At 33.0% G+C, this 24,422-nt stretch carries 22 protein-coding genes, 1 other RNA gene and 1 other annotated feature; of the genes, 19 read left to right on the top strand and 4 right to left on the bottom strand.

Annotated elements, in window-relative coordinates:
• Positions 1 to 4 precede the first annotated feature (4 nt).
• The 6 genes from BLV37_RS02405 (at position 5) to BLV37_RS02380 (ending at position 5,543) form a co-directional block, all read left to right on the top strand.
• Positions 5 to 448, top strand: coding sequence for a cell wall hydrolase (locus tag BLV37_RS02405; protein WP_091726739.1), 444 nt, complete (start codon positions 5 to 7; stop codon positions 446 to 448).
• A 14-nt stretch (positions 449 to 462) separates the two neighbouring features.
• Entirely contained in the window at positions 463 to 894 is a 432-nt protein-coding gene (locus BLV37_RS02400; protein WP_091726736.1) for a hypothetical protein, read from the top strand.
• 49 nt (positions 895 to 943) lie between these two features.
• Positions 944 to 1,711 carry a zinc dependent phospholipase C family protein gene (locus BLV37_RS02395; protein ID WP_208975182.1) on the top strand — a complete coding sequence of 256 codons (768 nt, stop codon included), beginning with the start codon at positions 944 to 946 and terminating at the stop codon, positions 1,709 to 1,711.
• Positions 1,712 to 1,844: 133 nt separating this feature from the next.
• Positions 1,845 to 3,650, top strand: coding sequence for an oligoendopeptidase F (gene pepF, locus BLV37_RS02390; RefSeq protein WP_208975181.1), 1,806 nt, complete (start codon positions 1,845 to 1,847; stop codon positions 3,648 to 3,650).
• Between the two features lie 97 nt (positions 3,651 to 3,747).
• A complete protein-coding gene (locus tag BLV37_RS02385) occupies positions 3,748 to 4,929 on the top strand; it encodes an O-antigen ligase family protein (RefSeq protein ID WP_176967830.1) in 1,182 nt (393 codons plus the stop codon).
• 17 nt (positions 4,930 to 4,946) lie between these two features.
• Positions 4,947 to 5,543: a hypothetical protein gene (locus BLV37_RS02380; RefSeq protein ID WP_091726726.1), complete on the top strand. Its 597-nt coding sequence runs from the start codon at positions 4,947 to 4,949 to the stop codon at positions 5,541 to 5,543.
• Between the two features lie 42 nt (positions 5,544 to 5,585).
• Here BLV37_RS02380 and BLV37_RS02375 read toward each other — a convergent pair whose 3' ends face one another.
• Entirely contained in the window at positions 5,586 to 6,398 is an 813-nt protein-coding gene (locus BLV37_RS02375; RefSeq protein WP_091726724.1) for an NAD(+)/NADH kinase, read from the bottom strand.
• Positions 6,399 to 6,499: 101 nt separating this feature from the next.
• Here BLV37_RS02375 and BLV37_RS02370 point away from each other — a divergent pair, with 101 nt between their 5' ends.
• Positions 6,500 to 7,393, top strand: coding sequence for an RluA family pseudouridine synthase (locus BLV37_RS02370; protein WP_091726721.1), 894 nt, complete (start codon positions 6,500 to 6,502; stop codon positions 7,391 to 7,393).
• Positions 7,394 to 7,672: 279 nt separating this feature from the next.
• Here the strand turns inward: BLV37_RS02370 and BLV37_RS02365 are convergent, their stop codons facing one another.
• Positions 7,673 to 8,401, bottom strand: coding sequence for a hypothetical protein (locus BLV37_RS02365; protein WP_091726719.1), 729 nt, complete (start codon positions 8,399 to 8,401; stop codon positions 7,673 to 7,675).
• Positions 8,402 to 8,649: 248 nt separating this feature from the next.
• On the opposite strand from BLV37_RS02365, the gene BLV37_RS02360 reads away from it, so the two are divergent.
• The 3 genes from BLV37_RS02360 (at position 8,650) to ssrS (ending at position 11,161) form a co-directional block, all read left to right on the top strand.
• Positions 8,650 to 8,940, top strand: coding sequence for a hypothetical protein (locus BLV37_RS02360; RefSeq protein WP_091726716.1), 291 nt, complete (start codon positions 8,650 to 8,652; stop codon positions 8,938 to 8,940).
• Positions 8,941 to 9,067: 127 nt separating this feature from the next.
• Positions 9,068 to 10,831, top strand: coding sequence for an ATP-dependent metallopeptidase FtsH/Yme1/Tma family protein (locus tag BLV37_RS02355; RefSeq protein ID WP_091726713.1), 1,764 nt, complete (start codon positions 9,068 to 9,070; stop codon positions 10,829 to 10,831).
• Between the two features lie 152 nt (positions 10,832 to 10,983).
• Positions 10,984 to 11,161, top strand: a non-coding RNA gene (gene ssrS, locus BLV37_RS02350) — 6S RNA.
• Between the two features lie 35 nt (positions 11,162 to 11,196).
• Here the strand turns inward: ssrS and BLV37_RS02345 are convergent.
• Entirely contained in the window at positions 11,197 to 12,669 is a 1,473-nt protein-coding gene (locus tag BLV37_RS02345) for a methyl-accepting chemotaxis protein (protein ID WP_091726711.1), read from the bottom strand.
• A gap of 233 nt (positions 12,670 to 12,902) precedes the next feature.
• Positions 12,903 to 13,152: a binding site (T-box leader), on the top strand.
• A gap of 46 nt (positions 13,153 to 13,198) precedes the next feature.
• Here BLV37_RS02345 and BLV37_RS02340 point away from each other — a divergent pair.
• Entirely contained in the window at positions 13,199 to 13,678 is a 480-nt protein-coding gene (locus tag BLV37_RS02340; protein WP_091726709.1) for an Lrp/AsnC family transcriptional regulator, read from the top strand.
• A complete protein-coding gene (locus BLV37_RS02335; protein WP_091726707.1) occupies positions 13,675 to 14,844 on the top strand; it encodes an aminotransferase class I/II-fold pyridoxal phosphate-dependent enzyme in 1,170 nt (389 codons plus the stop codon). Before BLV37_RS02340 ends, BLV37_RS02335 begins: the two co-directional genes overlap by 4 nt.
• A gap of 62 nt (positions 14,845 to 14,906) precedes the next feature.
• On the opposite strand, the gene spoVB is transcribed toward BLV37_RS02335, so the two are convergent.
• On the bottom strand, positions 14,907 to 16,448 hold the full coding sequence (spoVB, locus tag BLV37_RS02330) for a stage V sporulation protein B (RefSeq protein WP_091726704.1): 1,542 nt from the start codon (positions 16,446 to 16,448) through the stop codon (positions 14,907 to 14,909).
• Between the two features lie 646 nt (positions 16,449 to 17,094).
• Here spoVB and glmS point away from each other — a divergent pair.
• From glmS to citF, 7 genes are read left to right on the top strand one after another with little or no spacing between them, the layout of a single operon-like run.
• A complete protein-coding gene (glmS, locus tag BLV37_RS02325) occupies positions 17,095 to 17,505 on the top strand; it encodes a methylaspartate mutase subunit S (protein WP_091726845.1) in 411 nt (136 codons plus the stop codon).
• Positions 17,506 to 17,537: 32 nt separating this feature from the next.
• Positions 17,538 to 18,929, top strand: a complete 1,392-nt coding sequence (glmL, locus tag BLV37_RS02320) for a methylaspartate mutase accessory protein GlmL (protein ID WP_091726701.1) — start codon at positions 17,538 to 17,540, stop codon at positions 18,927 to 18,929.
• Positions 18,930 to 18,940: 11 nt separating this feature from the next.
• Entirely contained in the window at positions 18,941 to 20,392 is a 1,452-nt protein-coding gene (locus tag BLV37_RS02315) for a methylaspartate mutase subunit E (RefSeq protein ID WP_091726698.1), read from the top strand.
• A 31-nt stretch (positions 20,393 to 20,423) separates the two neighbouring features.
• Positions 20,424 to 21,671 (top strand): methylaspartate ammonia-lyase, encoded by a 1,248-nt coding sequence (locus BLV37_RS02310; RefSeq protein WP_091726695.1) that lies wholly within the window; start codon positions 20,424 to 20,426, stop codon positions 21,669 to 21,671.
• Positions 21,672 to 21,715: 44 nt separating this feature from the next.
• Entirely contained in the window at positions 21,716 to 21,979 is a 264-nt protein-coding gene (citD, locus tag BLV37_RS02305; RefSeq protein ID WP_091726692.1) for a citrate lyase acyl carrier protein, read from the top strand.
• A gap of 11 nt (positions 21,980 to 21,990) precedes the next feature.
• The gene (locus BLV37_RS02300; protein ID WP_091726690.1) at positions 21,991 to 22,863 is read left to right on the top strand and encodes an HpcH/HpaI aldolase/citrate lyase family protein; all 873 of its coding nucleotides are present in this window, start codon (positions 21,991 to 21,993) and stop codon (positions 22,861 to 22,863) included.
• Between the two features lie 13 nt (positions 22,864 to 22,876).
• Positions 22,877 to 24,418: a citrate lyase subunit alpha gene (gene citF, locus BLV37_RS02295; protein ID WP_091726687.1), complete on the top strand. Its 1,542-nt coding sequence runs from the start codon at positions 22,877 to 22,879 to the stop codon at positions 24,416 to 24,418.
• Positions 24,419 to 24,422 lie beyond the last annotated feature (4 nt).

The following is a 24,422-nucleotide window of genomic DNA, read 5'->3' as shown; positions in this document are numbered from 1 at the left end:
CACAATGGCGTATTCAGAAAGAGAGTTATTAGCTAGAATCATAAGATGCGAATCTGGTGGAGAAGGAGACACTGGAATGAAAGCAGTAGCCACAGTAGTAATGAATCGAGTCCATGTACCAGATGGTGAATATAGAAGAGTATGCCAAGGAGACTTAAGAAAAGTAATAAATCAACAAGGTCAATTTGACTGTATGAGAAGTGTTATAGGAGGGCGAACTAATCCACAGACTATCTGGGCTAATCCTCCAGAGGATATTCATTATCAGATAGCAGATTGGGCTTTATCAGGAAATAAGCTTTGGAACATTGGTAGAAGCTTATGGTATATGAATCCATTTGTCCCAAACTGTCCAAGGACATTTCCCTATAATGGCTCAGGGACATGGAACTCAAGAATAGGTCAGCATTGCTTCTATGACCCAACACAACTATATAGTAGCACGTAAAGGGAGGGGTTTTTATGAGAAATCAACAAAATGGTGATAACAATAAATATATGATACCTGCAGCACCAATGATGCCCCCATGTATGTATCCTCCAGGAACTGTTTATAACCCTATAGGTGTTCCACCTTGGGCTGGTGTACAGCCAAGCTTACCACCAACAGGCACTCCAGGGGTTCAGCCAGTCCCATCTCAACCACCTACAGGTACAATGCCTCAACAACCAGGTCCACCAGTTATGGACAAAGAATATATACAGGGCTATTTAAAAACTGTAATAGGAAGACCTATAAAGGCTGAGTTTATTCTTGGAACTAATATGTTTTTAGATAGAGAGGGAATACTTGTAGATGTAGGAATAGATCATATAGTCATGAGGGAAAGCAGAACTGATGATCTCCTTATTTGTGACTTGTATTCAATTAAATTTGTGACCGTATTTTATTAATATTTAATTTAAAATATCGAAGATTAATGTAAAAGTTAATCTTCTTTTTTTGTTTTTTGGGCATCATAGAAATGAAGAATATTATATTGCAAAGGAAGATATTATGAAAGCTATAGAAATATATTATGGCAAAGCCTTTAGAAGCATATTAAAAGCAGTAAATCCATTTAAAAAAACTGTGATAAAAACAGAAGCAAAGGTTCATCAATTTATCAATATACATGCACTTAATTTACTAAAAGAATACAGATATGATAATGAATTCAAATTGTACTCAGAGCAAATTGAAGAAATAAACAAGGGAGCAGTATGGGCAGATCAGGATTTTAAAAGTATAAACCATTTTTATAATCCTCAAAAGAAAAAAGGACTATATGGCCATGGAAATGCTCTTAAGCTAACTCAAAAATATTATAAAATAGCAGTACAAAGCTTTAGAGAAAACCATATTGAAGAGTCGATGTTTTACTTGGGGGCTTGTGTTCATATAATACAAGACCTTACCATACCTCAACATGTAAACATAAGGCTTTTAGACAATCATAGGCAATATGAAAACTTTGTTAAAATATCCTATGATAAGGTAAAAACATTTAGGACTAAGGATAAGCCTATAACATTTGATGAAATAGGAGAATATGTAAGGTTTAATACTAAAGTAGCTTTAAGAATTCATAAGCAGTTCAAAAAAATAAAAGATGATCAAATTAGATTTTATAAAATAACTCGTTGTTCATTACCTCTTTCTCAGAGAACAACTGCTGGATGCCTGATAATGTTTTTAAAGGAAGTAGAACAGGTTGATGTTAAGGTTTAACAATAAGTATTAAACATAGTATTTATGAGATATTTCAAGGTTAATGTAAAACTTTAATCTTATAAATTAGCTTAGTATGGAAAAAAATATTGAAAAAGTATAGAATATATATATAACATAAGGAGGGATGAATATGGAAAATAAATTAAAACAGCCAAGAGAAAGAGCAGATGTTGAACTTAGGTATAAATGGGATTTAGATTCACTATATGTAAGTGATGAAGCCTGGGAAGAAGACTTTAAAAAGGTAAAGAGCCTTTTCAACGAGGTTAAGAAATACAAAGGTCAGCTTGACCACAGTAGTGAAACCTTATTTGAAGCACTATCTCTACATGACGAAATCTCTAGACTAGTTGGAAATATATATACATATGCAAAGATGAAGCAGGATGAAGACACTAGAAACAGCAAATACCAGGCTTTAACAGATAGAGCAACTGGAATAATGGTAGAAGCAGAGGAAAGTATTTCCTTTATAGTTCCAGAAATTCTTATGATGGACGGTGAAAAGATAAACAGCTATCTCCAAGAAAAAGAAGAGCTTAAGGTTTATTCTCACAGCATAGACAATATTATGAGAAAGAAAAAACATGTTCTTTCACCAAGAGAAGAAGCAATATTGGCTCAAACAGGAGAAATAGCAGTCTCGCCAGAAACAGTATATGGAATGTTAAACAATGCTGATTTGAAGTTCCCTTCAATTAAGGATGAAAGTGGAAATGATGTTGAAATAACTCATGGAAGTTATATTCCATTAATGGAAAACAAGGATAGAAGGGTAAGACATGATACCTTCAAAGCCTTTTATGATACCTTCTATAAGTTTAAAAACACATTTGCAGCAACCTTAAGTGGTAATGTAAAGAAGAATATTTTCTACTCAAAGCTTAGAAATTATAATAATGCCCTTGAAGCTTCAATAAATGAGAATAACATACCAGCTGAAGTTTATCACAATCTTATTAAAGCCGTAAGTAATAACTTAGATTCATTACATAAATATGTAGCCTTGAGAAAGAAGGCTTTAGGCTTAGACGAGCTTCATATGTATGATTTATATACACCTATAGTAAAGGATGTAGATATGAAGATTCCATATGAAGAAGGAAAAGAAATGGTTCTAGAGGGCTTAAATTCACTTGGAGAAGAATATGTAAGCATAGTAGAAGAAGGATTAAAATCTAGATGGATTGATGTGTATGAGAATAGAGGAAAAAGAAGTGGTGCATATTCATGGGGAACCTATGACTCTAATCCATTTATATTATTGAATTATCAAGATACACTAGATAATGTATATACATTAGCTCACGAATTGGGACATTCGCTTCATAGCTATTATTCAAAGAAAAACCAGCCATTTGTATATGGTAGATATAGTATTTTCCTAGCAGAGGTTGCATCTACAACTAATGAAGCATTACTAATGGACAATATGCTTAAAAAGGTGAAGAGTAAAGATGAAGAACTATATCTTCTTAACCATTTCCTAGAGCAATTTAGAGGAACTGTTTATCGCCAAACAATGTTTGCAGAGTTTGAGCTTGCTATTCATCAGCATGTTGAAAATGGTCAGTCTCTAACTGCAGATTGGCTATGTGAAACGTATAAAGAGCTTAACAAGAAATACTATGGACCAGACATTATAGTAGATGATGAAATAGCTATAGAATGGGCTAGAATCCCACATTTCTATTACAATTTTTATGTATATCAGTATGCAACTGGATTTTCTGCTGCTATTGCTCTATCACAGAAGATACTTTCAGAAGGAGAAAGTGCAGTCAATGATTATATTGGATTTTTGAAAAGTGGAAGCTCAGATTATCCAATAAATGTTTTAAAGAAGGCAGGCGTTGATATGACTACACCTGAACCTATTGAAAAAGCACTAAAGCTTTTTGGAGATCTTGTAAACAAAATGGAAGAATTGTTATAATAGTAAAGGCTTCCTCAAAAAAAAATGAGGAAGCCTTTACTATTGATTTAATGCTGTATTAATAATAAAATTATATACATAGGAGAGTATGCATACAATGAAACTTAACAAAATTATTTTGTACTTAATAGCATTGATACTAATACTAGGTGCAATATTACCAGTTGCATCATATTTTTTTATTGGAATATTAATAGTTTTATTGATTTTATTTAAGCAGGAAAGAATCATATGGAGCTATCTATCCCATAATAAAATATTGATAATTATGGTTTTATCAACCCTGTTGTCTTCATTGTTTTCTGAATTATGGTACATAAGCATACTTTTTTCTCTTTTGTATATTATGAAGATATTGTTTTGTTCAATCGTAGGTTCTTATTTAGATGATGATAGTATCCATAAGATTTTATTATTAATAATATTGTTGGGTATAGTGATTTCAAGTATGGGAATAGTCCAATATTTTTATTTTAATGGAGATATTCCAAAGAGCTGGGTAGATAGTAATGTATACAATATTAGCTTTAGAGCATATGCAACATTTTTCAACCCAAATATTTTAGCACTTTTTTTAAACCTAACAAGCCTTGCTGGATTAGTGTATTTTGAATCAAATAAGAATAAGAAATATAATCTTATTGGAGTATTATGCTTTATATTATCATTAATGTGCTTGCTTTTAACCTACTCACGTAGTGGTTGGCTATCCTTATCTGTATCATTAGCAGGTTTATCTATAGTAAATAAAAAATATATAAGATATGCAGTGCTTTTTCCCATAGTATTTTTAACCTTTGATATATTAGGAGGTGTAGGAAGACTATATCCACAAAATATTGCGATTGATTCAAGTATAGGCTATAGAAAGAAAATATGGTCTGCATCTATAGGGATAATAAAGGATAATTTTATTTTAGGAATAGGGCCAGGGACTACTTGGGAAAGGCTTCCACTATATTCAAGCACAATAAAGGCTTACGTATCACATGTGCATAATATATATCTGCAAAAGTTAGTGGATACAGGTATAATTGGCTTGCTTTTTTTCTTTTGTTTTATAAAATATGTTTGGGAGAGAATTAAGACGGATGTGTATAAAAACAAAGAAATAGGCTTAATTTCCTTTGGTTTTTATATTGCAATATTATCAAATGGCTTATTCGATGGAACAAGCTTTCAATCACAATTATCAATTTTTTTATGGTTATTAATTGGAATAAGCCTAGGGGAAAAAGATATAACCACATGTATAAACAAAGGCTTATTAAATGAATAGGTAGGAAAGGTGATGACATGCGAAATACAATACTAGCTATAAAAAGACTTGTAAGCGAAATGGAATCATATGTTTATTGTGACAATTATGATAGAGTAAATCAATTAGCTAATGAATTATTAGATATGACTAATATGATAAAAAAACAATGTACAAATTCTAATGGTTTTCATGACTATATGGATACGGTAGAAGAATATCCGGGCTTCATGTATATAAGCACATTACCTTTTTTATACAAGCCTATTTTAGTTAAAAACTATTATGATGGAGACTATTTAGAAATATTTAATCAAAAAAGAACAGATGAGCTTAAGAGAGCAAAGGTACTAGAGCTTCATAATAGGTTTTGGACCTCAAATAACGTTGAAGGTGGAAACGTATTCGGGTCAATACCCTTAGAATTGATAAGTAAAGAATCAGCCGATATATTGTACTCTTGTGGATGGGAAAAGGTTGATGTGTCCATTTACGAAATAGAGGCTGAAATGAATTTCAAAGAGCTAGACAGGTTTTGTTCAAGTAACTTTAGGCATTATATTATTGCAATGGAAATGAAAAACAAAACAAAGCTTGTTTTAAACTATAATATTACAGATAAGTATACAATATAGAAATCAGGACTGAAAAGCTGAAATGTTTTCAGTCCTGATTTGTTAAATAAATCTATCCTTAACCTTAGCCCAGAAGCTTTGACTATCTAAAGTAAGTCTCCTTAGTGTCATATCAGAAAGCTTAAAGCTAATCTCTACTACATTGTCACAGTTTATTTGATTTCCATCAACGATTATTAAAACAGTATTTTCATCTCTGTATTCAGGATTAACTCTTATAGTCATTCCATCAGGAATTATTACACTGTTTAACAAAGATCTATAAGCCTTTGAGTTAATAGGACAAAGAGGAGTAAGCTGCAATGTTTTCAAGCTTGGATATACAATACTTCCACCTGCTGAAAGATTATAGGCAGTGCTCCCACTAGGAGTAGAAACAATTAATCCATCTCCACTAAATCGTTCTAAAAGATCATCCTCTATGGAAACATCAAGGTGAATGACCTTTGAATCGATGCCTTTTATAACAATTTCATTTACTCCTACAAGCTCTATACAGCTAGTTCTTGTACACACAATGGCTTCAGCTAAATATATATCCTCAAGCTTATATTTTCCTTTTGAAAAACATTCAACGAAGTTATGAATTCTTTCTGGAGTTATCTCGTGAAAGAATCCTAGGTGGCCTGTATTTACACCAATAAAAGGTATGTAAGGAAAACCATATTTATGAACAGCTCTTAAAAAAGCACCGTCGCCACCTATGCATATATTTAATATAGCATTGTTATCAAATTCATCAGAGACAATATATCCATATTGATTAAGTGTTTTTTCTAAAATAATTGAAGTTTCTTTAGAGCGAGGATTATTATTATGTATAATATTAACTATCTTTTTATTTTCTTTAATCAAGCTATCTCCCCCCAAATCCTATTTGCAAAAATAGCAGGAATAAAATAATATAAGTATATTATACACTAATCTTATCAAATATAAAATGGAGGCAAAAATATATGAAAGAAAGTGAAAGCATTATAGTTTTTGATGTAAAGACGCCAGGTCTATCTATAGAGGAAGAATTAAGAGAAAATCGCGGAATATCTGGAAGACTATCAAGAAGGCTTCAAAAAAATAATCAGCTATACCTAAATGGGAAATTATCTAAAGGTAATGCAATAGTAAAAAGGGGAGATAAAATAGCTATATTAATGGAGGATGAGATAGAAAATAGTATTCCAATAAATATACCTCTAGATATTATCTATGAAGATTATGATCTTTTGATTTTAAACAAACAGCCTAATATAGTAGTACATCCTACTAAAAGTCATCTAGATGATACAATAGGAAATGGTGTAGCATATTATTTTAAAAGCAAAAATATAAAGAAAAAGGTTAGATTTATTAATAGATTAGACATGGGCACATCAGGAATATTAGTAATTGCAAAAAATTCCTTTACTCATCAGCAGTTATCTAAGCAAATGGAGGAAGATAGTATAGAAAAGATGTATACTGCTGTTGTAAAAGGTGTTATAGAGGTAGAAAATGGTGTAATAAATGCACCTATTGGGAAAAAAGAAGATGAACCTATGATAAGAGAAGTAATGAAAGATGGGCAGCATGCATTAACAAAATATAAAGTGATAGAAAGATATAGTGACGCCACCTTAGTTCAAGTAAAAATAGAAACAGGAAGAACCCATCAAATTAGGGTACATATGAAGTATATTGGTCATCCAATAATCGGAGATATTTTATATAACAAAGAGAGCGATCTTATAAATAGGCAAGCACTTCATGCACATTATTTTAAATTTAACCATCCAAGAACAGGAGAAGAAAAAGAAGTAAAGGCTAATTTACCTGAGGATATGAAAGAGCTGCTCTATAAATTAAGGGATTAAATCACAAAATGCGGAGAACATATGACTTGCTCCGCATTTTGTACTTTGTAATTTTTTGAGCCTTATCTACCGCATCCCCAACCGTTATCTCCCCAGAATCCACAGAAGATTATTACTAGAAGTAGGAAGAAGAATAGTAGGGAATCACCATTACCGCCAAAGCAATTATTATTTCCCATGAATAAACCCCCTTAATTAATTGTGACCAAATCTTTGGTTAGTATAATATATTAATCATTTAACTTTTTTGTTACAAAGGACAAAGAGAAAAGTTTATTTTTAATTTTTATTATCAGATGCATTATTCATATTCAGCACTTGGAGCATTTTAAACATATCACTAATTTTTTCCGTAGATATATTTGGATTATCTCCTAATATTGGCTTAATTAGATTTATCATGCTTTCTAATTGATTTTTATTACTTTCACTAGGCTCTATAACTGATTCTGTTTTTTCAGTTGGTGCTGGTTTTTTTTCAATCTTATTTGTCATAGAATTTAAGCTTGAAAACATATTAACCAGATCCTTGTACTTATCAAAATTCAAAATTATATCTATTGCAGGCTTTATATTTTTTACTTTTTCATCAGAAATATCATCTTTTATAGTAGAAAGAATACCGTTAATCCTATCCTTACTGCTTAATTCTCCAATAGACGAAATAGGCTGATAAGATTTATTAGTAGAAACAAAATCCATTAACCCTATTACTTTAACTGCTTTTTCTCCTATGAGGACAATTGAATTTAGAGAATATATAAGATTCTCAGGTAAATAGGGACCTATTTTTTTTAGCATGTCTATTTTTTCACTTAAACTTTCATAATCTATGGAAGCTATCAGCTCACTTCCGAGACTAAATATATCACTGCTTTTTCTTTTTAACCCATCCATGCTTTTAACTACTAATAATATTAAAGGTATGAGCAGTATGAATTTATTAATATGTAAATTTGATTGAGTAGTAATCTCTCCATCTGAAGGAACTGAAAGAATTTCGTTCACTTTTACTCCTCCTAATATAAAATTTAAAAACTATTTAAATATAATTTATTATTCGTACACTATCTTTGGTTTTAGTCAATATATAACCATAGTATGTGGATATAAGAGATATGGTTACAAAATATTCATATGGAGAAAAGTAAAGAAAAAGAAAATTTAGCAAAGGGGAAATTAAATTTCCTGATTGTGTAATATGACATGCTCTTTTTTACATAGATTTATATATAAATTAATGAGGAGGAAAAAGCATGGACAATAATAAAAAAATAGAGGAAGTAATAGAGGAGATTAAGGGAAAAATAGAACCTACGCAGGAGCAGCTAGACACAATCAAAAATATTGCGGAACAATATTCAAACAAGTCAGGAGAAGAAATTGTATTTGAAATAATAAAGCTGAACAAAAAACTAAAGGATGATATGGGAAGGGAAGAATTTCTAACAAAGCTTAAGCAGCTAGAAAGCTTACGACCTATGCTAAATGAAGAGCAAAGTCAAAATTTGGATAGATTACTAAAAATATTAAAAGGAAACGAATAAAAATTTAGAGGGTTTTCACACCCTCTAAATTAAAATTAATTATGTTAACCAAAATGTTTTAAATAGACATAATAGCAAGACTGTGTTATAATTTTTATATATTATGTAAACTAGAAAGGGGACAAGTATGGAATTACTAAAAAGCAAAAAAGTTTTAATTGTACTAATTGCTGTTATGGTTTTAGTATTAGTTTCTATATTTGTTTTTTTTAGAAATGATACACAGATAAAAAAAATATCCTATGTAGAATTTAATGAAAACCTTGAAAACAGTAATATAAAAACTGTTTATTTGAGTCAGGACGCAAAAATAACAGGTGAATTCAAAGATGGAAGCCTGTTTGAAACAGATAATCCAAGAGCAGAAGGATTTAAAGAAAGGCTTTTAGGCTATGGAATAAATGTATGGGAGACTAATGGAAATAACACAATAAAGGATATATTAACCATATTTTTTGTTTTAATTGTATTTGGTGGATTTTTTTACTTTTTAAATAAAAATTCATCGAAGCAGGCTCAAAAAGAAATGACTCAAATGTCAACTATTGAAGATGCTGGAAATGTACCATTTTCTACAACCTTTGATGATGTGGCGGGAAACGAAGAAGTAAAAGAAAACCTGCGAGAGATGGTAGATTTTATTAGAGAACCTGAAAAATATGAAAGATATGGCGCTAGAATGCCTAGGGGGGTACTACTTTATGGACCTCCTGGAACTGGTAAAACATTACTCGCAAAGGCCTTAGCAGGTGAAGCAAAGGTTCCATTTTATGCAGTAACTGGTTCGGATTTTATCCAAGTCTATGCTGGACTTGGAGCTAGCAGAATAAGGAGCTTATTTAAAAAAGCTAGAGGAGCTGAAAAATGTGTAATCTTTATAGATGAAATAGATGCTCTTGGTAAAAAAAGAAAAGGTAGCTCTGCTAATGGAGCATCTGATGAAAGTGATAGAACTCTTAATGCATTGCTAACAGAAATGTCAGGCTTTAAGGGAAATGAAGGCATTATAGTAGTTGCTGCCACTAACAGAATAGACACATTAGACGAAGCCTTATTAAGGCCAGGCAGATTTGATAGACAGCTAGAGGTTGGCCTTCCAGATATTAATGCTAGATATAAAATATTAGAGCTCCATAGCAAAAACAAGCCAATAAGCGACAGTGTCGATTTAAAAAGAATTGCTTACCAAACAGTATATTTCAGTGGTGCAAAGCTAGAAAGCCTTATGAACGAATCAGCTATGATAGCTGCTAGATTCAACCACAGCAGTATAGATATGAATCATATAGACAAAGCTTTTTATACTGTTATTGCAGGAGAAGAAAAAAAGGATAGAAGCTATATATCCTTAGAAGAAAGAAAGGTTACTGCTTATCATGAGGCAGGACATGCATTAGTAACTAAGCTTGTTTCTCCACTAAATAGGGTAACTAAAATTAGTATTATTCCCAGTACTAAAGGAGCAGGAGGATTTAGTATGAACATTCCTCCAGATAAGTTATATCAATCTAAAGAAGATATATTAAACCATATTATGATTGCACTTGGTGGAAGGGCTGCTGAAGAGCTAATCTTTGGTAAAGATAAAATAACTACAGGGGCTTCAAATGACTTACAAAAGACTACAGATATGATATTTGCAATGATTGCAAAATACGGTATGGATAAAGAAGCAGGATTATTAAATTATGAGCTGCTATTAGGAGATAGCCTTGGGAACAATGCTTATATATTAGACAGAGCAAAAAGCATAGTAAATGAACTTTATTCAAATACTCTACAAATATTAAAAGAGAATATTTACACATTGGAAAGTATTACCAATAGCTTGTTGGAAAATGAAAGTATAGACGAAGAAGAACTAGATAAAATAATTAATAAATGTGCTTAATTATTTTGTTTTAGCAGACTAAGAATTCATTAAAATATTAAGAAATAACTACCGTTATCTAATCAAACCTAGATAATAGCAGATAATAGCAAAAAAAATTAAAGATTTTAATTTGATATTTTGCTAAAGTATAGTATAATTGAATTATAGAATTCTTCCTGAGATGTGCGATAGTCTATGGTAATTCAACCGACATAGTTTATACGGGAGTCTAAGTTCATTAGTGGATGATAGGCCTAACTACATTGGTAATCAGAATCTAGTGGCAGGACACCCACCTGCAGATATGCGGGTGTGAATTAGCTAGGCAAACGGCATCCCGGGAATATAAAATCCTTAAGCAATTTGCTTAAGGATTTTATATTTTATCTACATATTTTTATTCCATCTTCAATAAGCCCTTCGATTTTTTTCTCAACTTTTTCTAAGAGAGATAGCATTTGCTTTGAGAGGCTGTCTGCTTCATCATAAAGCTTATGTGCAGCTACAGAATCATTATTCTTTACTGCAGCTATTACATCATCTCCTATGCCGTGAAAATCATGGTGAATTTTGTCTATATGGTTCCAATCATCTATGATTGTTGGATGATCTATGTGCATTGCATGATAAAAATGACCGAAGGCACATCTTTTAGAGTCAGTTTGAATTGGATAGCTGCGCATTTCGGTTACTATCTTATTTAGTCCCTTCACCCATTCAACATGAGATTTCTTAGCTTTATTAATAACCTCTAATATTTCCTCATTTGTAATAGCATTGCTTCCACCCTTAAGACCAGCAAAAATGCTACTAACGATTTCAGAAAGCTTATTATCCATTTGGGATATTTGCTTAGCAAACTCTACGCTTTGTGTTGCTTCATTATGTATGCTTTGTGTCATGTGGCTAAGCTTTTCAGCATCAATACTTGAAGCTTCCATAGCGTGATTTATTTCATTAGCAGCCACCCTTATGCCCTGCATAGATTTATGTATTACGTCTACATTATTAGTTACACTATTAAGCATTTTCATGTTTTCACCAACGGTTTTTGATACCATTTCAATTTTGTCACTCATCTGACCAGTAGACTCTAAAGTGTTATCTAAGCTTTCTATTCCATCCTGTGCTGCTTCGTGAATACGCTCTACAAACTGTCGCATTCCCTGTAGATTTTCTTTAGTATCATCAGCTAGCTTTCGAACCTCTTGAGCCACTACAGCAAAGCCACGACCATGTTCTCCTGCTCTTGCTGCCTCTATAGCTGCATTTAGAGCTAATAAATTTGTTTGCTCTGCAATTGTTTGAACGCTTTCTACTATTCTTCCAACCTCGGTAGCTAAATCTACTAATTGCTGTATTTTTTCACTCATAACTCCTGTATCCTGTATAACATTATCCTTAAGAGATTGGACTTCCTTAAGCAAACCCATACTTTCATTATTCTTATGTGCTAGTGAATCAGATTCCTTTGCAAGATTGTTTAAAGTGTCAGTAGTTGTATCTATAGTTTCACTTACTTGGTTCATGCTTGCAGTTGTTTCTTGAACTATTGCAAGGTTAGATTCACTAACAGATGCCATCTCTCCAGCAAAGTCCATTAGTTGGTAGGAAATATGGGACATACCTACATCAAAGCTACTTAATGAACTAGCTATATTGAGAATTTCTTTTGCAGATTTAGACATTTTACTTTCATTATCAAGGAGCTTTTCAAAATGCTCTAATACACGATTATGAAGAGGATATTTAACGTCAGGACTGTCAACTCTTTTACCCCTTAAAGAGTCTTCCACATATTTTACAATGCATTCTGCTTCTTCACATGGTGGTTTACGAAAAGTTTTTTTAAACACAAAATTCACCCCTTAAAAGATTTTATATATTTTTAAAAATAATATAAATTATAATTTAAATCCATTGAAACGCTATAAAAGCCTAAACTGTTTCGCACATAATATATATATCTACCCAAATTGAAAGGAATTAAACTTTTTGTCGGTTTTTGATATAGTAAATTCTATTAAAATAAAAAAATAGTTGATATTAATCTCAGTAAAGGATATAATATATAGAAATATTAATATCACTAAAGATAATGATAAGAAATAGTACATTTAGGGACCTTTTTAGAGAGCTAAAGGTTGGTGGAACTTTGGTAAGGGAACTTTATGGAAGCAGTCTTTGAATCTCATGTTGAAAAATAAGAGCTTTACTCTTAATGTAGATACTGACGTGTCCTCACGTTATAGAGGATAGAATATTTATATATTCTAACTGAGAGAGCAATCTATTTGCTTATTAGGGTGGTACCGCGAAGTAAATCCTTCGTCCCTTTCTGGGATGGAGGATTTTTTTATTATATAATAATAGGAGGAGTGTAAAATGGAAGAGATTCTTGAGATTTTAGAGAAAAATAGTAGATATACAGACAAGGAAATAGCTACAATGTCTGGAAAAACAGTTGAAGAGGTAAGAGAAGCCATTAGGGATTTTGAGGAAAAAAGTATAATTGCTGGCTACACAACATTGATAAATTGGGAAAATACTGGGAAAGATACTGTTACAGCATTAATAGAAGTAAGAATAACTCCACAAAGAGGAGTAGGGTTTGATAAGGTAGCTGAAAGAATATATAAGTATTCAGAGGTTAAGGCTTGTTACCTAATGTCAGGGGGCTTTGATTTAACAGTTATAGTTGAAGGAAAAACCATGAAAGAAGTAGCCTTATTTGTCTCTCAAAAGCTAGCAGTACAAGAATATGTTCTTAGTACGTCTACACATTTTATTCTTAAAAAATATAAAGAGCATGGAACTATATTTAAATCAAAGAAAATCGACAATAGAGAGGTAATTATTATATGATACTAGAAAATATGATTTTAGATAATGTAAGGAATATGCCTCCATCTGGTATAAGAAAATATTTTGATATGATAAATGAAATGGATGATGTAATCTCTTTAGGTGTAGGAGAACCAGATTTTGTTACACCTTGGAATGTAAGGGAAGCTGGAATATATTCTCTTGAAGAAGGACATACTCATTACTCTTCAAATGCTGGGTTTATAGAGTTGCGTAATGAAATTTCAAAATACTTAAATAGAAGATTTAACCTTTCCTACAATCCAGAAACCGAGATAATAGTTACTGTAGGTGGCAGCGAAGGCATAGATATAGCTCTCAGAGCATTAGTAGGTCCTGGAGATGAAGTTATTATACCAGAGCCAAGCTTTGTTGCATATAAAGGATGCACTACCTTTACAGGTGCTACACCAAAGGTATTAAATCTTAGAGCAGAGGACGAATTTAAGCTTACACCTGAAATGTTAGAAGAGGCTATTACTCCAAAAACTAAGGTAGTTATAATTCCATACCCTAACAATCCGACAGGTGCTATTATGAATAGAGAAGAGTTAAGTAAGATTGTAAAGGTGCTAAAGGATAAGGATATAATTGTATTATCTGACGAAATATATGCAGAACTATCATATTCCGAGGAACATGTATCCATAGGAAGCTTTCCAGAAATGAAGGATAAAACCATAATAATAAACGGGTTTTCTAAGGCATATGCAATGACAGGCTGGAGGCTAGGATATGTGTGTGGGCACCCAATCCTAATAGAAGCAATGAAAAAAATCCATCAATATGCTATTATGTGCTCTCCTACAGTATCACAATATGCTGCAATTGAAGCCTTAAAACACGGAGATAATAGCGTCACACAAATGGTAAAGGAATATAATAGAAGAAGAAGGGTATTAGTAGATGGATTTAGAAAAATAGGCTTAGACTGCTTTGAGCCTTTAGGTGCCTTTTATGTGTTTCCATCTGTTGAATCAACAGGCATGACCTCAGATGAATTCTGTGAAAAACTCCTTATGGAGGAAAGAGTCCTAGCAGTACCAGGTAATGCATTTGGAGAAAGTGGAGAAGGATTCATAAGGGCTTGCTATGCATCTTCCATGAGCAATATTGTAGAAGCTCTAAAGAGAATAGAAAGATTTGTTGTAAGTCATAAAAATTAATCCCAAATAAACACATCAGCCTTTTATCCTGCTGATGTGTTTATCTTTCTACAGCTTTTTAATTACTTAAGGTTAAAAAGCCTTTTTGTTAGAGAAGCTGGAAGAGCTCTTGTGAAAAATAAAATGAACAGGTAAACCAAGCCTCCAATTGCAAGGCTTATTAATAATGTAATAAAGCTTCTAATAGTTGAATTCAGTAGCAGATTGTATAAAAAAATTGTTGAAAATATACCAGCTATAGAAGCAAATACTGGCTTTATTATATAATCTAGAATTTTTACATTTAAACTTATTACTCTGCTTAATGTTATGAAATTCAGAGTGCATATTATTATGCTTGAAGTAATAAATCCAATAAAAAACCCATTAATTCCATATGAAGGATTGCTGACTAAAGAGTATGTGAAAAACAGCTGAAAACACATGCCAATAAAACTGTTTAATGTTGCAGAGACTTGCTTACCAATTCCATTTAATATTCCTGCTAATGTACTTTGAAGAGACATAAAAACAGTACTTAGCCCTAAAAAACTTAAATATGAAGCTATTTGCTTATCATTATACAAGGTCAATGCAATTGGCTTTGAAAACAAAACAAATAGAGTAGTAAGTGGTATGCCCATCAGTAGAGTGAGTCTGATACATAATTCTATATTAGCTCTAATAGAACCAAAGCTTTTTCGCTCAAAACCTTCCGATAAATTTGGAATAATGTTTACTATTAATGCTGAAGTAACTATAAATGGCAAAAAAATTATAGGCATAGTCATTCCCATAACCTTACCCAATATTGAAACTGCTTCTTTTGAAGTATAACCAGCCTCTACAAGCTTCTGTGGAATCAAAACTGTATTTGCTAATTGCATTATGATACCTATTAATCTGGAAAAAGTAATAGGTGCAGCTATAAATAATATTCTAGATAGAAAAGTAGCATGAACCTCTCTTTTCAATGATAGACGTGCTTGCGAACTAGAATATAGCTTGTAATGAAGGACTAACCACAAAAGTCCTAAAATCTCTCCCACACTTATTCCAATAATTGCAATAGCTGCTCCATACTTAGGGCTTATAGGTTGGAAAAAGTGTATAGTAACTATAACAAAGGGTATTCTAGAAAGCTGTTCAATAATTTGAGAAATTCCAGCAGGACTGACTTTTTTTAAACCGTAAAAATATCCTCTAATAGCTGCAGATATGGATATTATCATTATAGCAGGAGTGAGCATTATTATTAAGTAGTATAGATCATCGTTTTTTAATATTCTAGAGCAGATAAATTGCCCAAATAGAACTATAATAGCAATAAATATAGAGGACATAGAAAAAGCAAGAAGGAGTGCAGTTTTTAAAACTTTTTTGCAACCTTGATTATTTCCAGAAGCCTTTTGAGAAGCTACTAGCTTAGATACGGCTATGGGAACCCCCGCTGTAGTGAAGGTTATAAAAAACATTAGAATTGGAGAAGCCATCTGAAAAAGCCCTATTCCTTCAGGGCCAATTAATTTTGATAGCATAATCTTATATCCAAATCCAATAAATCTTACAATAAAATTAACTATTGCAAGAACAAATGCTCCATATAAAAAATTAGATTTATTCAAAACACCACCCCATAAAAACAAATTAAGCTTATATAATATATATTTTTATGAGAAGTAGAATATTACGAATCCATTTATTTGATGAATATGACAAAAGTTTAACAATTTAAATCAAGATTCTAAGCTACTGTGTAAAAATACAAATAGTGCAAGACTATTAGAATAAAGTTGCAATTAAAACCTGAAAAGCAGAAGATGAGTAAAGCTTTAAGAACTATTATAATCATAAAAACAAAACAAATAATAGCTATAAACTAGTAGCTGGATAGCCTAAACATATTATACAGAGTATAAAATCATCATAAATAATACTAATTTTATATATAGAACAAACCAATTATGAGATTGTAAATAAATATCCTGCATTACTTTCTAAAAGATTTTTTAACATATTGTTATATTTTTGACTTTCATTCCCAAAACAGATTAAAACAAAGAAAACATAAGGAATAAGGAACTATACAACTATAAAATGAATTATCAATTAAAAACATCAATATAGTACATATTATAGCCTAATGTTACATTAGACAGTTTGTTAAAGAGTGTTATTATAGAGATGGATTGGCTTAGCTCAATAAGCCAATATATTAAGGAGGTGTTTCTACACACAATGAACATAGATAGGGATAGGAGAGGAAACATTATGAAAAACAACATAGTACTTGGAGTTATAGGGGCAGATTGTCATGCAGTTGGAAATAGAATTCTTGATTATGCATTTACAGAAGCTGGTTTTGAAGTAATAAACATTGGTGTACTAAGCTCACAGGAAGATTTCATCAATGCAGCAATTGAAACAAATGCACGTGCAATTTTAGTTTCATCTCTTTATGGGCATGGAGAAATTGACTGTAGAGGATTGAGAGAAAAGTGTGAAGAAGCAGGCTTAAAGGATATATTACTATATGCTGGTGGCAATCTTGTAGTAGGGAAGCAGGATTGGGAATCAGTAGAGAAAAGATTTAAGGATATGGGCTTTAACCGTGTATATGCTCCAGGAACAACACCACAAATGGGAATAAGGGATTTAAAAGAAGATTTGAAAATAGTTTAGAAAAAATATCTTACATATTAAAGGTGATAAAAATGGACGCACTATTATTAATTGATTTTGGCAGCACTTATACAAAGCTTACGGCAGTAGACATAGAAAACGAAGAAATTATTTGTAGTACCAAGGCATTAACAACAGTGGAAAGCGATATTATGATTGGATTTGAAAATGCATATAAGATAATGCAAGAAAAATATAAAGATAAAGAAGTTAAATTTAACGAAATACTTGCATGTAGCAGTGCAGCAGGAGGTCTAAAAATGGTTGCTATTGGTCTGGTGCCAGACCTTACAGCAGAAGCTGCCAAGAGAGCTGCACTAGGTGCAGGTTCTAGAATTCTGGAAGTATATAGTCACCATCTGACTCTAAGAGAAGTTAGAGATATATTGCAGAAAAAACCAGATATTATTTTATTAGCAGGGGGAACAGATGGAGGAGATAAGGACTGTATCATACATAATGCAAAGATGATAGCTATGAATATAAAAGACGTACCTGTTGTAGTGGCAGGAAATAAAAGTGCTAGTGACGAGATCGAAGAAGTGTTTGAAAAGCAAGGCGTGTATTATCGCATAGTAGATAATGTAATGCCTAAGCTCAATGTGCTGAATGTTGAACCTGCAAGAGAAGCTATAAGAGAAATATTTATGAATAAGATTGTTGAAGCAAAGGGAATGAGTGGAGCAGAAGAGCTTATAAATGGTATTCTTATGCCAACTCCTGCAGCCGTGCTTAATGCAGCAAAAATTTTAGCAGACGGAACAGACCAAGAGGATGGTATAGGTGATTTAATAGTTGTAGATATTGGAGGTGCTACAACAGATATTCATTCTATAGCGGAGGGAGAGCCTACAAAAGCAGGAGTTATGTTAACGGGCCTACAGGAACCTTATGAGAAAAGAACTGTTGAAGGCGATCTTGGTATGCGAGTAAGTGCAGAATCTCTTTGGCAAGCTGTAGCAACACGTAAAATAAAAAAATTTGCTCCAGATTTAAAATATAACATAGAAGAAAGATGTCATTATCTAGCACAAAATGTAAGCGAAGTTCCAAAAACCTATGAAGAAATAGAATTTGATGAAGCCTTGAGTATGGTAGCAACAGAGGTGGCAATGGAGCGACATGTAGGGAAGATAGAAGATGTTTATACTCCAATGGGCAAGATATATTCACAGACTGGAAAAGATTTATTAAACACTAAATATTTAATAGGTACAGGCGGGGTCCTCGTTCATAGTAAAAATCCAGAAAAAATATTGAAAGCTGGTTTATATAGCAAAGATAACCCTAAATATTTAAAACCAATAGAACCAAAACTGTTAATAGATAAGAACTATATTCTTTCTGTAATGGGGCTTATGGCAGTTAAATATCCTGATAAAGCAATTAGGATATTAAAAAAATATCTTATTAACCTACAATAGGAGGAAGTGAAATGGAACTTAAAAACAAAAAATGGACCGAGGCTGAATTTAATAAGGTAAGAGAGGAAGTGCTGACCCACTGGCCAACTGGAAAAGATGTAGATTTACAAGAAGCAGCACAATTTTTAAAGGGTATTCCAGAGCATAAAAACTTCGCAGCTAAGCTTAGAAAGGCAAAACAAGAAGGAATTACTCTTGCACAGCCTAGGGCTGGTGTTGCATTAGTGGATGAACATATTAAGCTTTTACAACACTTACAAAATGAAGGTGAAGCAGATTTTTTACCTTGTACAATTGATAGCTACACAAGACAAAATAGATATAATGAATGCCAAGTAGGTATAGAGGAAAGCATTAAAACAAATCGTTCTATGCTAAATGGATTTCCTGCAGTAAATCATGGAGTACATAATTGCCGAAAAGTATTGGCAGCAGTAGAAACTCCCTTGCAAGCAAGACATGGTACGCCAGATTCAAGACTATTGGCAGAAATTATTCATGCAGGTGGTTGGACATCCAATGAAGGTGGCGGAATATCTTATAATATTCCTTATGCTAAAAGTGTAAGTGTAGAAAGATCACTACTTGATTGGCAATACTGCGATAGACTTGCAGGTTTATATGAGGAAATGGGTATTGAAATTAATAGAGAGCCTTTTGGACCATTAACAGGAACTCTTGTACCGCCAAGCATGTCCAATGCCGTAGCAATTATAGAAGGATTGCTTGCCGCAGAACAAGGTGTGAAAAGTCTTACTCTAGGATATGGACAGTGTGGAAACTTAGTACAGGATGTGGCTGCTATTAGAAGCCTTATAGAATTATCAGAAGAGTATTTTAAAACTTATGGATATAAGGTAGATTTAACAACAGTATTTCATCAATGGATGGGCGGTTTTCCAGCTGATGAATCAAAGGCCTTTGGCGTAATTTCATGGGGAGCAGCAACAGCGGCTCTAGCAGGAGCAACAAAGGTAATCGTAAAAACACCACATGAAGCAGTAGGTATTCCGACTATGGAAGCCAATGCACAAGGGATAAAGGCAACAAAGCAAACATTGAATTTACTAAAAGGTCAAAGATTACAGATGTCAAAAGAGCTTGAATTAGAAATAAAGTTAATAAAAGCTGAGACAAAATGCATATTAGATAAGGTACTTGAATTAGGTAAAGGAGACTTTGCCATAGGCACAGTAAAAGCCTTTGAAGCAGGGGTTATAGATGTTCCCTTTGCACCAAGCAAATACAATGTAGGGAAAATGCTACCAGCAAGAGACAACAATGGTGCAGTGAGATATTTAGAATTCGGAAACATTCCTATGACAAAGGAAATAAAAGATTTTAATAAACAATTACTAGAGGAAAGAGCAAAATCAGAAGGAAGACAAGTTAGCTTCCAAATGGTTGTTGATGATATATATGCTGTAGGTAAAGGAACACTTGTAGGGAAACCTGAAAAATAATAATAGATAATATATGGGAGGAATCATTGTAATGAAAATTGTAGACATTGTATGCTCACCGGGAAGAACAGGATTTTATTTTGACGATCAAAGAGCAATTAAACAAGGTGCAGAGTTTGATGGTTTTACATATGTAGGTGAAGCTGTTACAGAAGGTTTCTCAAAGATTAGGCAGGCGGGAGAGTCTATCTCAGTAATGTTTGTATTAGAGGACGGTCAAGTAGCCCATGGAGATTGTGCAGCAGTGCAATACTCAGGAGCAGGAGGAAGAGACCCCCTATTTCTTGCTGAAGAATTTATTCCAATTATTGAAAAACATATTGCGCCAAAACTAATAGGAAGAGAAATAATCAGCTTTAAAGAGCTTGCTGAAGAAGTTGATAATATGACTGTAGAAGGTAAAAAACTTCATACAGCTATAAGATATGGTGTGACCCAAGCTATTCTTGATGCTACTTCTAAAGTAAAAAAAGTTACAATGGCAGAAGTTATTAAGGAAGAATATAATACTAATATTGAATTAAAAAGAATTCCTATTTTTACTCAATCAGGTGACGATAGATATAACAATGTAGATAAAATGATAATTAAAGGTGCAGATGTGTTGCCGCATGCATTGTTTAACAATGTTGAAACCAAATTAGGAAAAAAGGGAGAAAAGCTAAAGGAATATATTGCTTGGCTAAAGAAAAGGATAGAAACCTTAAGAGCTAGAGAAGAAGATACATTTATTCTTCATATTGATGTTTATGGAACAATTGGTCTTGCCTTTAATAATGATACTGAAAAAATGGCAGATTATCTTGAAGAATTAGGAAAAATTGCATCACCTTTTAAACTTCGTATAGAAGGTCCAATGGACGTTGAAGATAGAGAAAAACAAGTACAAGCTCTTAAGGAACTAAGATTAGCGCTTAGAGAGAGAAAGAGTAAAGTCGAACTTGTTGCTGATGAATGGTGTAATACATTAGAAGATATCAAGTTATTTGTAGATGAAGGGGCAGCAGACATGGTTCAAATCAAGACACCAGACCTAGGAGGAATAAATAATACAGTAGAAGCTATTTTATACTGTAAAGAAAATGGTATAGGTGCTTATTGTGGAGGAACATGTAATGAAACAGATAGATCTGCTCAAGTATGCGTAAATGTGGCCATTGCCTGTGGTGCTGATCAATGTCTTGCAAAACCAGGGATGGGTGTGGATGAAGGTTTTATGATTGTCCATAACGAAATGAATAGGGTTCTTGCACTAGCAAATAGAAGAAATATGCTATAAGAAGGGACAATAAGAGTATAAAAAAACAAGAGTAGGTGATATCTATGAATATCAAGACTCCTGCAAAGGCAGGTACTATGGAATCAAGCGATATATATATTATGGTTCAACCAAATGATGAAGGTGGAATCATAATTGACCTTGAAAGTATTGTTATGAAACAGTTTGGAAAGCAGATTGAGGAAGTAATCCTAAATACCTTGGATAAGCTTAATATTAATAATATTCACCTTGTTGCCAAGGATAGAGGAGCTTTAGATTACACTATAAGGGCAAGAGTTGAAACAGCAATTAAAAGAGCAATATAAGGGGTGATTTTGTGGAGAGACCTAGAAGAACTATGCTTTTTATTCCAGGAAACAATCCAAACATGATACAAAATGCAGGGATTCTCGGGGCGGATAGTATTATATTAGATCTTGAGGATGCTGTAAGTATTACAGAAAAAGATGCTGCAAGATTATTAGTTAAAAATGCTCTAGAAGATTTAGATTTTTATGGTACTGAAATAGTTGTAAGAATTAATCCACTTTCATCTGATTTTGGTATTAAAGATATTGAGGAAATAGCTAGAGTGCAGCCAGATGCTCTAATGGTAACTAAAGCAACAGAAGAAGATGTGCAAAAATCCTGTGAAATGCTTACTAAGATTGAAAAAGAACAGGGATTTGAATTAGGGAATATCAAGCTTTTTCCTTTAATTGAAACAGCATATGGTCTTGAGAATGTATATAATATAATCAAGTCTTCTGAAAGAGTAATAGGAGTATTATTAGGAGCAGAGGATTTAACCGCAGATCTTGGAGTGAAAAGAACAGCAGGAGGCAAAGAAATATTTTATGCAAGAAGCAAGATAGCTGTCACATGTAAGGCTTGTAGAATAGATGCCATAGACACGCCCTTTGCTGATATGAATGATAGGGAAGGATTTATAAAAGATATCTTTACTGCAAAATCCCTAGGTATGACTGGAAAGGCTGCAATAAATCCAAGACAAATAGATACAATCCATGAAATCTTTGCACCTTCTGAAGATGAAATAAAGTATGCTCAGGCTGTGATTAACGCCATGAAAGAAGCAGAAAAACAAGGTAAGGGCGTATTTTCATTAGATGGAAAAATGGTCGATGCACCAATTATTATGAGAGCTCAGAATGTACTAAAAAAAGCAAAGCTTGCAGGCTTGGTGTAAGGGGTGTAGATATATGAGGAATATACTTGGAAGAGAAATCCCTGAATACATTCAAGGGTATGGAGAAGTGGAACCATTTAAAGGCGCTTTTGCATCCTTAGGGCAAGTAGTAAAAAAACCTGTAAAACTTGAAAGTGCTGTTCCAAAACAAGAAAAACTATTGGATTCTATTAGAGATGCTCTTCAGAAATGTAACATTAAGGATGGTATGACAGTTTCTTTCCATCATCATTTGAGAAATGGTGATTATGTGCTAAATATGGTCTTAGAGGAAATATCTAAAATGGGTCTTAAAGATATAAAAGTGGCAGCCAGTTCTATTTTTCCAATACATGAGCCTCTTGTGGAATATATTAAAACTGGTGTAGTTACGGGAATTTATGCAAACTATATTTCAGGACCTGTAGCAGAGGCTATTTCAAGAGGCCAATTAAAAAATCCAGCTATTATGCATACCCATGGAGGTAGAGCAAGAGCCATTGAAGCTGGAGACGTTGAAATAGATATAGCTTTTATTGCGGCTCCTACCTGTGATACTTATGGCAATATTAACGGTGTAGAAGGTAAATCAGCCTGTGGGGCTTTAGGCTATGCAGTTCCAGATGCTCAATATGCAGAAAAAACAGTGGCTATAACAGATAATCTTATACCATACCCTGCATGTCCTATTGAGATTAGTCAAGAGTATGTAGATTATGTTGTTGAAGTAGAAAGCATCGGTGATATAAAGGGGATTGTATCAGGTACTACAAAAATAACTAAGGATCCAGTAGGACTTAGAATAGCTAAAATGACTTCGGAACTTATCCAGATATCAGGGCTTTTAAAGGATGGATTTTCATTTCAAACTGGAGCAGGAGGTACATCCTTAGCAGTGGCTGCTTATGTAAAAGAATTGATGCAGAAAAATAATGTAAAAGGAAGCTTTGCAGCTGGAGGAATTACAGGATACATGGTTGAAATGTTTGAAGAAGGATTATTCGATGCACTTTTTGATGTACAATGCTTTGATTTAAAGGCAGTAAAGTCCTATAGAGATAATAAAAAGCATCAGAAAATGTCTGCATCTATGTATGGGAATCCTCACAATAAAGGTGCAGTAGTAAATAATCTTGATGTTATGATTTTAGGGGCAACTGAGATAGATGTAGATTTCAATGTCAATGTAACAACAGGGTCAAACGGCATGATTATGGGAGGTTCTGGAGGTCACAGCGATACAGCTGCTGGAGCAAAGCTAGCTATTGTGGTTACACAGCTTATAAAGGGAAGGCTTCCTATTGTAGTTGACCGTGTTACAACTGTTACTACTCCAGGAGAGACTATCGATGTGCTGGTTACAGAAAGAGGCATAGCAATCAATCCTTCAAGGAAGGATTTGATACAAAAATTAGAAAAGACTAACCTACCAATTATGTCTATTGAAGCTCTAAAAAATATGGCTGAGGAAATGACAGGGGTTCCAGAAAAAGTAGAGCTATATGACGAAGTAGTAGCTGTTATTGAATATAGAGATGGTACTGTCATAGATGTTGTAAGAAAGATAAAGGATTGATATT

It is taken from the genome of Proteiniborus ethanoligenes (genome assembly GCF_900107485.1).
Classification (GTDB): domain Bacteria; phylum Bacillota; class Clostridia; order Tissierellales; family Proteiniboraceae; genus Proteiniborus; species Proteiniborus ethanoligenes.
The sequence above is the reverse complement of the archived record's forward strand: the minus strand, read 5'-3'. Positions and strand labels throughout refer to the sequence as shown.